This is a genomic window from Streptomyces sp. NPDC048521 (assembly GCF_043199855.1).
Taxonomy (GTDB): Bacteria; Actinomycetota; Actinomycetes; order Streptomycetales; family Streptomycetaceae; genus Streptomyces.
In genome coordinates, this window is the sequence record NZ_JBICWR010000013.1 from 225,794 (window position 1) to 239,870 (window position 14,077).

Genomic DNA, 14,077 nt, shown 5'->3' on the forward strand with positions numbered 1-14,077 from the left:
TACCGAACCGAGGGTCCGACCGCCGAAGGCCCCGCTTCCCGGGCGAGACCGGGGAACGGGGCCCTGAGCGGCAGTGCGGGAGCACTCAGCCGACGGCGATGCGGGTCTTCCACCAGTCGCTCGGGCCGATGATCTCGGTTCCCGAGCCGGTCATGGCGTCTCGGCCGCCGGCGTAGAAGCGGACGGTGCCGTCCGACCGGACCGTCCACACGTCGGGGATGCCGTCGCCGTTGGCGTCCGGGGTGCCCAGGATGTGCGGTATGGCGGTGGTGAGCCAGCCGGTGCCGGTCCAGTAGGTGTCGGCGCCGCCGGAGGAGTTCGCGGCCGATCCCAGAGAGGTGAGGTCGACACCGCCACCGGACGCGGCGATTCCCGTGCGGAGCAGCAGCCTGCCCGAGGCGTCGCTGCGGTAGACGAGGTCGGCCACCTTGTCACCGGAGATGTCCTGGGCGAGGACGATGTCGCGTTCCTTCCACGCCGAGCCGGACAGCCGAATCGCCTGGTCGACGGTGGCGCCGTGGTATCCGGTGAAGGCCCATAGCTCGTCGTCGGTTCCGTCGCTCCTGCGGACGGTGGCGAAGAAGTCGGTGCGTCCGTCACCGGTGACGTCACCGGCGGCCACGATCTGGGTGAAGGTGTCCGGGGCTGGCGCACCGGAGGGCAGGAGGATCTCCCGCCTCCTGTCGATGTTGACCGCTCCGTAACCGTCGCCGGGATACACCCAGAGCTTGCCGTCGAGGCGCACGACGAGGTCCTGGAGGCCGTCCCCGCCGTAGATGTCGCCGTTGTGGGTGATCAGAGCACCCTTGAAGTGGCCGCTCGGCGCGGGCACGTAGGGGGGCAGGTCGTCGCCGTTGGGGTCCTTGTCGGGGTTGCCGCGGTAGGCGCCCGGCATCGAGTAGTCCAGGTCACCGGTGCCCTTGAGGACGTCCTTGTCGGCCTGCGACGGGTAGAGCGCGAGGTTGCCGGCTTCGGTGACGGTCATCAGGTCGGGCAGCCCGTCGCCGGTGAAGTCGCCGGGCTTGTCGGCCTGGTCGCGCGGGGTGACGTAGAAGAAGTACTTCGTCGGCTCCGAGGGGTTGCCCGCACCGTCGACGGCCCGGACGTACAGCACGTTCGGTCCGGCGGTGGGCGGTTTGGCGTTGGAGATCAGGGCGCTGACGCTGGTGGACGTGCCGCTGGTGCGTGCCAGGCTGCCGGTGTAGAGGGCCGAGTTGAACCCGTACTCGTACCGTACGACGTCGGCGTTCAGGGCGCGCACGGTGAACGATCCGGGCGTGCCGAACTTCTTGGTGGACCAGTTCGCGTCCTCGGCGTCGTTGCCGAAGCCGTTGTCGTTGCCGTCTGCGTCGGGGAAGTCGGTGGAGCTGACCTTCGGTGGCCGCGGCGCGGTGGTGTCGAGGACGAAACGGCACGGTGTCTTCGGATACCAGCCGGACGTGGAGTTGGCGTCGTCCTTGGCCTGCACCCGCCAGGAGTACGTGCCCCCGCTCTTCAATCCGCTGGTGGCGAACCGCGACGTGGTGCGCAGCGCGCTGTCGGTGTCGGAGCCCACGGAGACCTTGCCGGTCGACTTCAGCAGGTCGCCGGTGGTGTCCCAGTGGCCCGTCTCCCACAGGTCGAAGTCGAGGTGGTCGAGGTTCTTGTCCTTGTCGGTGGCCTTCGCGGTGAACGTCAGGTCACCGGATCCCATGCGGACGTACGGCTTGGTAGTGGTGCACTTGCCGTCGGGTCCGAGGTCGAGGGAGTTGGAGACAATGGCCGGCTTCCGGTTGTAGACGAGTTCGAGCACCGGAGGGTAATCGCCGTCGGCCTGAAACTTCTTCCACGCGTACTGGGCGTTCTCGTCGCGGGCGCGCAGTCCGAAGGTGATCGTGTCCTCGCCCTTGTCGGCGGCCTTCTGGGCGCCCTTCTTCACGTCGAAGGCCTCGAAGGCGTCCCGGCAGCCGGACTTGTAGCCGTGGGCGAAGCTCTTGGTCGTGAGCTTGTTTCCGTCGTGCAGCTTCGGGGCGTTCTTCCAGTTGGTGTGCGCGTCGATCTCACCGGTGAGGTGGACGCTCATCGAGCGGTCCTGGCACGACCAGGCGTACGTCTCCAGCATCCGCAGCTTGGCACTGGTGATCTTTGTACCCTTGAGGTCCTCGTCGAAGCCGATGTTGAAGTAGGACCGCGAGGTGCCCCACGTGTCGGACTCGAAGCCGACCCGGGCCTCGTGTGTACCGCCCTTGTTGAAGCCCTTGCCGTTATAGAAGGTGGCGTTGGGGTGCCGGTCGTAGGCGGTGGTCCAGTTCTGGACGTGCTTCTTGACCGCCGGGTCGATGAAGACCGGGTAGGTGGTGGCCGGGTCGTCGAGGAATTCCCGGGAAGGAGTGAGCGTCCACTGGCCACCGTTGAGATCGGCCTCGACGAGATCGCCGTGCGAATCCGGGGACGGACCGTCCAGGGACGGCAGGCTCAGGGTCGCCGCGGAACCGGTCTGAGAGGGATCGGGCGTCGGCTCGGCGGGTGCGGTCGGCTGCGGGGACTCCGACACTGTCGGTTCGGGGCCGTCGCTGGCCGACGGGAGTACCTCGACGTCCGTGTCGCCCTGCTCGTCCGACTCGACGGGCTCCTCGGTCGGACTCGACGTGTCCGAAGGGGACTCGCTTACAGCATCGGTCGGATTGGGCGACTCGGGTGAGGTGGGCTGGGCGCTGGTCCCGACCGCCCCGTCGGTGACGGCGGGCTGACCACTGCTGTCCCACATCAGCGGAGTCGGCGAGACGGCGACCTCGTCACCGTGGCCGTTCTCGGCACTCACCATGCCGGAGGCGGGGTCGAGCCGGAAGGTAAGACTGGACGAGTGCAGGCCGTAAGCGAGCTGTTGCGTGTGAGGGTCGGCCGCAGCCTGACGGTTCTTGAGTACGAGCACCTGAGCGAAACCGTCGTCGTCGGCGGTCAGCACCAGATCAGCGCCGGGGAAGAGCTCGGGATACAGGATGCGGTTGCCGTCGACGACCGGCGTCGGTATCACGCCCGGCCAGGTCAGCTGGATGGCGTCGTCGCCCCCGCCGACGTACAAGGTCGCCAAGGGTGTGCCGGTGTCCGCGGCGGATCTCAACAGGGAGATCCGCCGCACCTGGGCCCGGGAAGCGCGTCTGTGCTCGCCGGAGCCCGTCGTGCCAGAGCCGGCCGAGAACACCATCCGGGTGTTGGTGGCCTTTGGCTCCCATCCCTCCTCGGTGCGGTGCAGACTCGGGTCAATAGGCCGCCACCGGCCGTCCGCCTTCGCGCGGATCGGGGAAGAGTAGAGCTGTTTCACCATCAGGCCGTCGGGTCGTGCCCAGGTGGTGGAGTGGGCGGTGCGCGCCGCGGTGACCTCGACGTTCCGCTTGGTCTGCGCGGCCCGCGCGAGAGCTGCGGATTCGGTGACCGGCTCGGTGCGCCGATGCCGGCCCGCCGTATCCGACGAGTCGTCACCAACCAGTGTCAGTCCCGCGCAGACGATGCCGGTCGCGGCGAGCACGCTCGCGAGCATGGTGGCGGTGGCCCGGCGACCGGGCCTTCGGTGCCAGGTACGCGTCACCGGGCGAGTTCCCTTCACCTCAAAGCTTTCCTCGGACCCGACGAGAAAGAAGACGGAACGGCACCCCGCCGGGCAGCTGATGATGACCCATCGCCGTGGCGTCGTCATCCTGTGCGCGCGTCCGAACGCGTCCGATGACCGTCGGACGGTGGCGGTCGCAGGGCGGCCGCAGTGGCGACGGCTGTCGACCTGTGGAGGAGCGAACTTACCCAAAAAGGGACGAGCGGTCGAGGTTTTGGACCCCTCGGTGCAAATTTTTGCTGAGAAGTCGTCAAAAACGGAGTACGGCCCGCTCGTTGCCGGAAAGCTCACCTGTGGTGTTTTCGCATGGTGATCACACGCTACGCACCGTGATCGTTTTCACATAGGACTCAACGGTCTGGCGTTTCTTCACAGCAGAACCACAGAATTCACGCTGTCTTTAAGTCGTCGCGTGGTCCGTCACCGGCCCGCCTAGAAGTGGTCCGGGGGACTTCGTCGTGTTCGAGCGCCCTTCGTACGCCCGTCGCCGCCTCACCCGTACGACGCTGCCGACCGTGGCAGCCGTCTTGCTGGTGGGACTCCTGCCCGCGCAGTCGTCCGCGCTGCCGCCCGACCCCAACTCGGCCCAGGACGTCACAGGGCGGGAAACGGTCGAGCTGGAGCACCTGGAGAGCGAGGTGCCCGTCCCGGGCAAGGTGTTCTCACCGCATCTGGAGACCCTCAAGGGCAAAATTCCGGACGATCTGTCCCAGGCTCCAGCCGGCACCGTGACGCCCCCATCCAACGTAACGGGGTCGGTGACCTTCGGCGCCGCCACGACCACGCCGACCTCACTGGGCTCCACCGCATCGGCCGCGCCGGCCGCCCTGACCCCGGTCGGTACGCTGCCCGTCAGCCTCGGTCAGGCCCCCGACCAACCGGCGCCCACCGGGACGTGGCAGGTGACCATTCCGGACCGTGCCTCCGCCGTCGGCCAGGGCGTGGACGGCGCCCTTCTGACGGTGCAGGCCCCGGTCGGCGGCGCCGTGCCCGTCTCCGTCAAGCTCGACTACACCAGGTTCGAGAACCTGTACGGCGCCGACTGGGCGTCTCGGCTGCGCTTCGTGCAGTTCCCCGAGTGCTACCTGACCACGCCGGACGACGAGGCCTGCCAGACGTACGAGGAGCTGGAAACCAACAACGACACGGCTACGAAGTCCCTCACCGCCACCGTCGACCCGGCCGCCGACGGCACCGTGACCCCCGCGTCCGCCGAGGCCCGGCCGGCGCAGGGCGGTGGAGTGTTCCAGGCCGCCTACCGCACCTCCACGTCCGTGACGCCCACCGCCGCCGGCGACACCGCGGTCGTCGGCGCCGTCGACTCCGGATCCGGTGACGGCGGTTCCTTCGCGGCGACCCCGCTCGCCTCCGACGGCAAGTGGGAAGTGGCCGGATCCTCAGGCGCCTTCACCTGGTCCTACCCCCTGACCGTGCCGGCACCGCCCGCCGGACCCGCACCCAAGGTGTCCTTCGAGTACAACTCCCAGACCGTGGACGGCCGCACCGCGGTCTCCTCACCCCAGGCCTCCTGGATCGGCGAGGGCTGGGGCTACGACCCGGGTTACGTCGAGCGCCGGTACCGCAGCTGCAAGGACGACCGCAAGACCCTCGACGTCGGTACCCCCAACAACACAGCCAAGAAGGACAAGACGTCCGACCTGTGCTGGGTGTCCTACAACGCGGTGATGTCCCTCAACGGCCGGACCACCGAGCTGGTCCGCGCCGCCGCCTCCGGAAGCAACCCGGACACCGACACTGAGACCTACCGCCTCCAGCAGGACGACGGCACGCGCGTCGAGCACAAGGTCGGCGCCGGCAACGACGACGACAACGGCGAGTACTGGGTCGTCACGACCCGGGACGGCACGAAGTACTACTACGGCCTCAACCAGGTCGGCGGCGGCCACGCCGACTCCCACTCCGTCTCCACAGTGCCCGTCTTCGGCAACCACCCGGGCGAACCCTGCCACGCCGCCGCCTTCGCCGACTCCCGCTGCGGAGCCGGCAAGCAGCAGGCCTGGCGCTGGGGCCTCGACAAGGTCGTCGACGTGCACGGCAACACGATGGTCGTCTCCTGGAAGCAGGAGACCAATTACTACGCTGTCCGCAAGAAGTTCAAGTCGCCCGAGCAGTACGACCGCTACGCCTATCCGACGGTCATCGAGTACGGCATGCGCAGTGACCTGACCAAGCCGTCCGCAAAGGTCGAGTTCGGTGTCGAGCAGCGCTGCCTGAAGTCCGCCACAGCCTGCGACCCCGCCAACTTCGCCAAGACCGACGATCCCGGCGCCTACCGCCCCTGGTGGGACACCCCCGGCAACCTCAACTGCAAGTCCACCTCCAAACTCTGCCCGGCCTTCCCCTCCTTCTGGACCCAGCTGCGCCTGGACACCGTCACCACCAAGGCGGCGCGCGCCGGGCAGACCGGCCTCGGCCCGGTCGACAAGTACACGCTGCACCAGTCGTTTCCGGACGACTGGTACGACACCTCCCCCGGACTGTGGCTGAACTCCCTGACCCGCACCGGGTACGCCCCAGGTGACACCACCGGCACGCCCCAGTCCGAGGACGGCGTCAGCTTCTCCAAGTACACCGTCGGCGCGACTTCCCCGCTGCGTACCCGCCTCAAGGACCGCCAGCTGCCCAACCTGGTCCTGACCGGCAAGAACGACCAGCGCCCCGGCTTCACCCGGCCCCGCATCGGCACCGTCTCCACCGAGTACGGCGGTGACATCGAGGTGGAGTACACCGGCGGCTGTGCAAGCGTGCCCGCCGAGGACAGGGGCGAGGCCAACGGGACCTGTTACCCGGTCCGCTGGTCGCCGGACGGCGACGAACGCACACCGAGGAAGTCCTGGTTCAACAAGTACGTCGTCGCCTCCGTCACCGAGACCGACAAGGTCACCTCCCACGGAAAGCCCGTCGTCACCACCTACGCCTACTCCGGTCCCGCCTGGGCAAGGAGCGACGACGAGTTCACCCGCCCGGCGCTGCGCACCTACAGCGATTGGAAGGGCTACCAGCAGGTCTCCGTCCGAAAGGGCAGCAAGACCACGTCCGAGGTGGGCGACGTCAACCCCCAGTCGTACACAGTCACCCGCTACTTCCAGGGCACCGGCGGCACGGTGAAGGACTCCACCGGCGCCCACACCCTCCTCGCCGACGACGAACCGCAGTTCGCAGGCATGACGGCCGAGACGCTCACCTATGCCGACTCCGACGACAAGGACCCCAAGGAGCGGATCCTCAACTTCCCCGAGTCCCAGCAGACCGCTTCCCGCCCACGCGAGAACGAGGACGGCACGGCCGGCGAGCCGCTGCTCGCGCACCGGGTCGGCGTCAAGCGCACGGACGCGATACAGACCGTCGACGACAGCTGGCGCGCGGTGCGCACGCTGACCACGTACGACGACACCTACGGTCTGCCGCTTCAGGAGGAGACCTCCGTCGTCAAGCCCGGCGGGACCGGCGAAACCCTCTCCGACCAGACGTGCACCACCACGACATACGTCCACAACACCTCAGCCTGGCTCATCGGCCTGCCCAAGGAACAACGCGTCACCGGAACCAGCTGCGCCGCCCAGGCCACGGCCGACCCCACCACCAAGCTGAAGTCGGCGGTCCGCAACACCTATGACGACCTGACCTACGGAGCCACACCGACCAAGGGCCTGGTCACGTCCAAGGCCGAGACCGACGGCGCCGGCACCGCGTACTCCTTCGTCGTCAAGACGACGTACGACCCCCTCGGCCGGGTGCGCACCGTCACCGCTCCCGGCAGCGGCACGACCGAGACCCGGTACACACCCGGCGACGAGGGCGGCCCGGTCACCGAAGTCGAATCCATCAACGCCAAGGGGCACACCACCACCACGACCTACGACCCCGGACGCGGCCTCGCCCTGACAGTCACGGACCCCAACGGCCGGGTCACCCGCGACGAGTACGACGCGCTGGGCCGCCTGGTCAAGGGCTGGTCCCCGTCCCGCTCGTCCGTCGTCGGACGGTCACCTTCCGTGCAGATCTCCTACCAGATGGCGGTCGCCACCCCCGACGAGAACCGCCCGGCCGCCGTCACCGTCCAGACACTCAAGGACGACGGCACCTACGCCCGCGAGGTGACCCTCTACGACGGTCTCCAGCGCGAGGTGCAGAAGCAGAGCGAGGCCCACGGCCCCGGCCGGATCATCAGCGACACCTCCTACGACGACCACGGCCTCGTCGACGAGAAGACCGGCGGCTACCTGGCGAAGGGAGAGCCCGCCACCGAGCTGTTCGCCCCCAAGTCCAAGTCACTGATACACAACTGGGTCAAGCACCGTTACGACGGCTTGGAGCGCGAGGTCCGCGCCTCCACCTACCACGGCGGTGACTACAAGTACGCGACGTACACCAGCTACAGCGACACCAGCACGTACGTGGACCCGGCGGGCTCCACCCTCCCGAGGACCCGGACCTACTACGACGCCCTCGGGCGCGTGACCTCCGTCAAGCACTACAGCAAGCAGGACCCCGACTCGGCTGCCGGCCGCACCACCACCTACGAGTACGACGACCGCGGCAACCGCAACAAGGTCACCGACCCCGCGGGCAACGTCTGGTCCTACGTCTTCGACGCCCGCGGCCGGATCACCTCCACCACCGACCCCGACACCGGCACGACCGGCACCTGGTACGACGACGCCGACCGTCCCAACCATGTGCTCAACGCCCGCAAACAGGAGATCTTCACCGAGTACGACCCGCTCGGCCGGCCACGCTACGTGCGGCAGGGCTCCGCGACCGCCAGCCCGGTCCGCGAATACACCTACGACGACGCGCCCGGCGGGATCGGCAAGCCCAGCTCCTCCATCCGCCACACGGCCGACGGCGACTACGTCAACCGGGTCACCGGCTACGACTCCGAGTACCACGTCACCGGCACCGAGACCGTCATCCCGGCGAACTCGATGACGACAGGCCTCTCCGGCACATACGCGTACTCCTACACGTACACGCCGACGGGCAAGCCGCTGTCGGCCACACTGCCGGCCAAGGGCGGACTGGCGAGCGAGAAGGTCGTCACCCGATACGACGCCGATGGACTTCCCGAGTCGACCTCCGGCCTGGCCTGGTACACGTCCGACGCGACCTACTCGCCCTACGGCGAGGCACTACGCACGGTCTCCGCCACCCAGCCCTACCGCGTGTGGACGACCAACTTCGTCGACCCGCACACCGGCCGGCTCCAGCGCACGGTCACCGACCGGGAGACAGCCGGGCCGCACCGGATCACCGACGGCTACTACTCTTACGACGCCTCCGGCACCATCACCTCCAACGCCCGCAAGCTGGCAGACGCGGCAGGGGAGACCTGGGACACCCAGTGCTTCACCTACGACGTCCTCGGCGAACTGGTGCACGCCTGGACGTCCAAGGTCACGCCGACCGGCAACGGCACCGGCTGCAAGGCGGCCAACGGCACGACCTGGGGTTACCGCACCGACTACGCGCCCTCCTCAGGCCCCGTCGCCGACGCCCCCGACGAGGCCACGGACGCCACCAGCCCCGACGCAACGCTGACCTCCACGCTCGCCGCCGCAGCACCCGACGCCGCCACCGTCTCCACCGGCGGCACGGCCTACCGCCAGTCCTTCACCTTCGACTGGCTCGCCAACCGCGCCACCATGACCGAGCACGACACGGCCGACGCGACGAAGAACGTCACGTTCACCTACGGCTACGGCAAGACGGGCACCGGCGGTGCCAGGACACAGCCGCACACGGCCACCTCGATCACCTCCAACCCCACCGGCAAGGGAAGCGTCTACACCTACGACGCGACCGGCAACACCGAGGTGCGGGACCTGGCCGCCACCACCCAGAACCTGGTCTGGTCGCCCGAGAACAAGCTGGACTCGATCACCGACGACGGCAAGAAGACGACATACGTCTACGACGCCGACGGCAACCGCATCCTGGAGAACTCGGCTTCCGGAACAACCCTGTACCTGGGCGAGACGGAACTGACGACGAACGCGACGGGCACCATCACCCGCGCCTCGCGCTCCTACACCCAGACCGGCGCGCCCACCGTCGTGCGCACCACGACCAACGGCGCGACCACCGGCCACAAGCTCAGTGTCCTGCTCGCCGACCACCTCGGCACGGCCAACACCTCCGTCGACGTGGCCTCCGGCCAGACCGTCACCCGCCGGGCCTTCAAGCCGTACGGCGAGGTCCGCGGCACCAAGCCGGCCGCCTGGCCCAACAAGCGCGGCTACCTCGGCACCGGCATCGACGACACGACCACCGGCCTGACCCACATCGGGGCCCGCGAGTACGACCAGAACGCCGGCCGCTTCCTGTCCGCCGACCCGGTCATCGACATCACCGACCCACTCCAGATCAACGGTTACACCTACGCCCGCAACAGCCCCGTCTCCACCTCCGACCCCGACGGTCTGCGCCCGGTGGGCGTCTGCGAGATGGGCGGCTGCCCGCCGGGCACCAAGGAGTGGTTCACCCAGGACGACAAGGGCCACTGGACCCAGCACATGGTCCAGCAGAAGACGACCTCCCGTTCCGACGGCTCGACGCTGTTCACCTACACGCACACCGCAGGGCGCTTCAGGGCCAAGACCTATGTCACGGTCGGCAAGTACGGCATCTACAACGGCATCGCCCCGCTGGGCGAGAACCGCCGTAAGCAGCAGGCGAAGGACCTGTTCAACTTCTTCGTCTTCGACACCGACCAAGCGGCCGAATGCAAGGACGACGTCAGCTGGGGCAACTGCGGCCCGCTGGCACTGGACCTGCCGTGGGGCAAGGCCTTCAAGCTTCTGAAGCTCGGCAAGTACGGCAAGTACGCGGACGACGTCGCAGAGCTCGGGAAGGCTGTCGACTGCAAGTGCTTCCTGGCCGGCACGCATGTCCTCATGGCCGACGGCTCCAACAAGAACATCGAGGACGTCAAGCTCGGCGACAAGGTCCTGGCGACCGACCCCGAGACCGGTAGGACGGCACCGAAGAAGGTCACGCGGCTCATTCGGACCGATGGGGACAAATACTTCAACGAACTGTCCATCGCCACCAAGGACGGCGTCGAGAAGCTCACCGCCACCCACGAACACCCCTTCTGGTCACCGTCCCGGCACGACTGGGTCCCGGCCGGCGAACTCTCCCCGGGCATGACCCTGCGCACCGAGAAGGGCGACACGGCCGTCGTCACGGGCAACCGTGCCTTTACCCAGCGGGCGCGGACGTACAACCTCACCGTCGACGACCTGCACACGTACTATGTGCTGGCCGGGGACACTCCGGTGCTCGTCCACAACTCGACCTGTGGACCCGTACCGACCTTCAGGAACTCCATGGCGGCCTTCACGCACTACATGAAGCACACCTTCGGTGTGCAACTGAACGGGAAGGGCAGATGGACAGGGACGAAGGGCCACCACACGCCGGACATGTCCGAGTTCAACGGTCCTGGGGGATTCAAGGCGTACAAGGAAGCGGCCGGCCGGTTCATGTCGGGAGGCCCGCGCAGCGGTGACCTGGTCTCGGAGGAAGGGACGCTGTTCCGGATGGACCGCGAAACCGGCTACTTCGGAATTCTGGACAACCGGGGGAACATCATGACCTTCTTCCGCCCCGACACGGATCTGGACGCCTACATGCAAGCGCAGCAGGCGCAGTTCGGCGGGGTGTTCATCGAGTGACAGTTCGCCGAGGCAGTACCTTTGGAAGGTGTTGAGGGTTGGTCATCGGAACTGAATTCCTCCAGGCGTACGAGCGCGTCCAGCTCGCGGCAGGGCGCCGTGAGGGCGCTTCCGCCCTTCGGGACCTGGCGTCGTGGCGGGGGTTCGTGAACGGGTGCGCGGCGGGCTACGACGATGTGCTTCCCGAGTACATCAACGACCTCTGGGTACGCGACGCCATCGAGCAAGGACTCGCGGACGAGTCGCTGCGGAGCTTGCCGGGCTTTGACGACTTCTCGCGCGCGGTGCGGGCCGTGGACGAACGGTTCCGCGAGATCGCGACCGTGGGGATCCAGCTTGCCGACCCAGAGGCGCTCGCCTGGTGGCATCACGTGATTCCCCCACGGGGAAGCCAGGAGTTCGCCGAAGACGTGCGGCGTCATTTCGGCGTCACGATCGAGGTCGTCGACTACTGACCTTGAAGCGTGATGTCGTCATGATGGTTTGGGCAGGCCGGTGCCAGGTGAGGCAGCCGTCGAGGACGTCATGTCGGTACTGGAGCCGGCGTTGACCGCCTGGTTGCGCTTTCGTCCCAGCCTCGAGGTCGTGTGCCGGGACGGCTCGGCCACCTACGCCGACGCCATCCGCCAGGCCCTGCCGGACGCGGTACAGGTCAGTGATCGCCGGCATGTATGGCGCAACCTGTGCGACAAGGTCCAAGCCGAGGTCCGCACCCATGCCCCGTGCTGGGCCGCCATCAATCCATCCCGCCCCGGCGGCATCCGAGAGCAGACCACTCGCGAGCGCTGGCACAAAGTCCACGCGCTCCTGGGCCAGGGCGTCGGCCTGCTGGACCGCTCCCGCCGCCTGGACCTGGCCCTGAACACCGTCAAGCGTTACGCCCGCATCCCAGGGCCGTTACGGTACGCCGGTAGGCCAACCTCGTACGTCCAGCCGTCGGGTGTCCGGTGCCGGGACCACTCCTGGTCCCCGGGCAGCAGCATCCGGGTCGGCACCGGCACCGGCTCAGGGGCGGAGGACGTCGTCATGCCCCCACCGTACGGACGGACACCGGGTGTGACCACGCAGCGTTGTTGGCAAGCCGTGGTCACCGAATGTGATCGGCTCTCTTTACCGATGACGGCGAGAATGACGAGGGACCGCCACCCAGGCCCGCATGGGTTCTGCGGACGGTTTCAGCGTGTCGCCGCTTGGCTGACGACGCTGCCAGGACGACGGATACCGCGATGGTGCTGGCCATGGAGCGCGTGGAGGACCTCTCCACGTTCGCGCTGGGGTGGGTGAACCTCTCCAGGGTGCCGGTGAACCGGCTGTCCACCCTGGCCTGGTACCGGCAGCGGACAATGCTCGCGTCCGCCGCGGTGCACGCTCTCTGCGCGGGAGTTCCGGGAGTGCCTCACATGGTGGGCGGCTGTTGCTGCGGCTCCTCGAACAGGCCGATCGGTCGGTCGATCTCTTCGATGTCGGTGCCGTGCAGTACCAGTTCATCGGCCCCGGCATCCAGGTAGTCGTGAAGGTCCCGGACGCAGTCCGCGTGCCTGCCGGTGAGTGTCGACTCCCGGATCCAGGACGACGGAAGCAGGGCACTGACCTCCACGTGGTCCTTGGGATGGTACTGATGGTCCGCCGTGCCGCCGCGCAATGACGTGATCGTGGGGTGGGCGCGCATGCGCAGGAGCGGTGCGGTGTCCCAGCGGTTGAGTTCTGCCAGGCGGTCCCCGAACGGTGAGGTCTGCACATAGATCACCGCTTTGCCGCCCGATACTGCGGTCTCGTTCTCAGGCTGTCCAGGAGCGACGATGACGGTCGCGTAGATCCGTACCGCGGACGGGGGACGTCCGGTCCGTTCTGCAGCGTCCCGGATGATCCTGGACGCCGTGGCCACTCCTTGCCGTGGGAGGAATGGGGGCAGGAGGACGCCGTCGCAGTGCTCGCCTGCGAGGGCACAGGATCGCCGTCCCAGAACTCCCAGGACCAGCCGAGGCGGGGGCGTCCCGTGCTGGAAGTGCAGTCGCATGCTCGGGTAGTCGCCGGCCGGCCCGTGGTAGGACACCGTCTCCCCGGACCACAGGCGTCTGAGCAGGGTGATGTAGTCCACGGTTGCCTGCTCCCCGAGGTAGGCAGGCACACCGAGTCCGTTCAGGCGCCGTGGTCGTGGAGGAGGGCCTCGAGGGACGGCTCCCGGATTGTTCGGGGGACGTTCACGGTGGCCAGTGCGCTGATGGCGTAGGCGGTGCTCGATAGGTCGGGAAGGGGGTCGTTCGGCCGCAGGGCCAAGCCGCCCACCGGCAGGGCCGTGCGCTGCAGGTAGGAGACGCAGCGTTCCCGAACCCGCTGGGCGGCTCATATCCGTCGCGCGGTCAGAGCCTCGGAGCGGCCCTCCATCACGTCGGTCGCCCGCAACACGTGCCTGATCGGATAGCTCGCACTGAGACTCCACTCGGGCCGGAAGGAGCCGTCGGGCCGGCCCTGCCTGCCCGGACCTTACCCGGGCCTGCGACCTCGCTCGGGCGTTCGCCGACCTGGTTCGCCACCAGCGCGGATACCTGCTGCTGGAGTGGATCCGGCAGGCCGAGCAGGACGCGCCGAAGCCCATGAAGGGCTTCGCCGGCTTCCTCCGTCAAGACCTCGACGCTGTCACCGCCGGCCTCACCCTCCCGAGGAGTTCCGGCGTCGTTGAAGGTCACATGAACCGGGTGAAAGCTCTGAAGAGGGCGATGTACGGCCGAGCTCCGTTCGAACTCCTGTGGGCCCGCATCCTCACCCAGCCATGAGATTCACGGATCAGGGG

The 14,077-nt window shown here is 68.0% G+C and carries 5 protein-coding genes and 3 pseudogenes; 4 read left to right on the forward strand and 4 right to left on the reverse strand.

The features are described 5' to 3' along the window. Window positions 1-85 precede the first annotated feature (85 nt). Window positions 86-3,517 (reverse strand): DNRLRE domain-containing protein, encoded by a 3,432-nt coding sequence (locus tag ACGFRF_RS28300; RefSeq protein ID WP_393744683.1) that lies wholly within the window; start codon window positions 3,515-3,517, stop codon window positions 86-88. Window positions 3,518-4,101: 584 nt separating this feature from the next. Between ACGFRF_RS28300 and ACGFRF_RS28305 the strand changes: the two genes are divergently transcribed. The 3 genes and pseudogenes from ACGFRF_RS28305 to ACGFRF_RS28315 form a co-directional block, all read left to right on the forward strand. Then, on the forward strand, window positions 4,102-11,286 hold the full coding sequence (locus tag ACGFRF_RS28305; RefSeq protein WP_393744595.1) for a polymorphic toxin-type HINT domain-containing protein: 7,185 nt from the start codon (window positions 4,102-4,104) through the stop codon (window positions 11,284-11,286). Between the two features lie 38 nt (window positions 11,287-11,324). Continuing rightward, complete coding sequence (locus tag ACGFRF_RS28310) at window positions 11,325-11,741, forward strand: hypothetical protein (protein WP_393744597.1); 417 nt, start codon at window positions 11,325-11,327, stop codon at window positions 11,739-11,741. Window positions 11,742-11,823: 82 nt separating this feature from the next. Further along, window positions 11,824-12,183 (forward strand): annotated as a pseudogene (locus tag ACGFRF_RS28315) (transposase); the annotation flags it as partial. Here ACGFRF_RS28315 and ACGFRF_RS28320 read toward each other — a convergent pair. From ACGFRF_RS28320 to ACGFRF_RS28330, 3 genes and pseudogenes are all read right to left on the reverse strand, one after another. After that, window positions 12,162-12,314 (reverse strand): hypothetical protein, encoded by a 153-nt coding sequence (locus tag ACGFRF_RS28320; protein WP_393744694.1) that lies wholly within the window; start codon window positions 12,312-12,314, stop codon window positions 12,162-12,164. The pseudogene ACGFRF_RS28315 and the gene ACGFRF_RS28320 sit on opposite strands and share 22 nt — an antisense overlap. 368 nt (window positions 12,315-12,682) lie before the next feature. After that, window positions 12,683-13,414: a TIGR03857 family LLM class F420-dependent oxidoreductase gene (locus ACGFRF_RS28325; RefSeq protein WP_393744599.1), complete on the reverse strand. Its 732-nt coding sequence runs from the start codon at window positions 13,412-13,414 to the stop codon at window positions 12,683-12,685. A gap of 11 nt (window positions 13,415-13,425) precedes the next feature. Continuing rightward, window positions 13,426-13,602 (reverse strand): annotated as a pseudogene (locus tag ACGFRF_RS28330) (hypothetical protein); the annotation flags it as partial. A gap of 173 nt (window positions 13,603-13,775) precedes the next feature. Here ACGFRF_RS28330 and ACGFRF_RS28335 point away from each other — a divergent pair. Continuing rightward, window positions 13,776-14,060 (forward strand): annotated as a pseudogene (locus tag ACGFRF_RS28335) (transposase); the annotation flags it as partial. Between the last annotated feature and the right edge of the window lie 17 nt (window positions 14,061-14,077).

Bases quoted from the DNA above. Each gene is read 5' to 3' on its own strand.
- ACGFRF_RS28320 (WP_393744694.1), bottom strand. From the start codon at position 12,314: ATGACGACGTCCTCCGCCCCTGAGCCGGTGCCGGTGCCGACCCGGATG.
- ACGFRF_RS28300 (WP_393744683.1), bottom strand. From the start codon at position 3,517: ATGCTCGCGAGCGTGCTCGCCGCGACCGGCATCGTCTGCGCGGGACTG.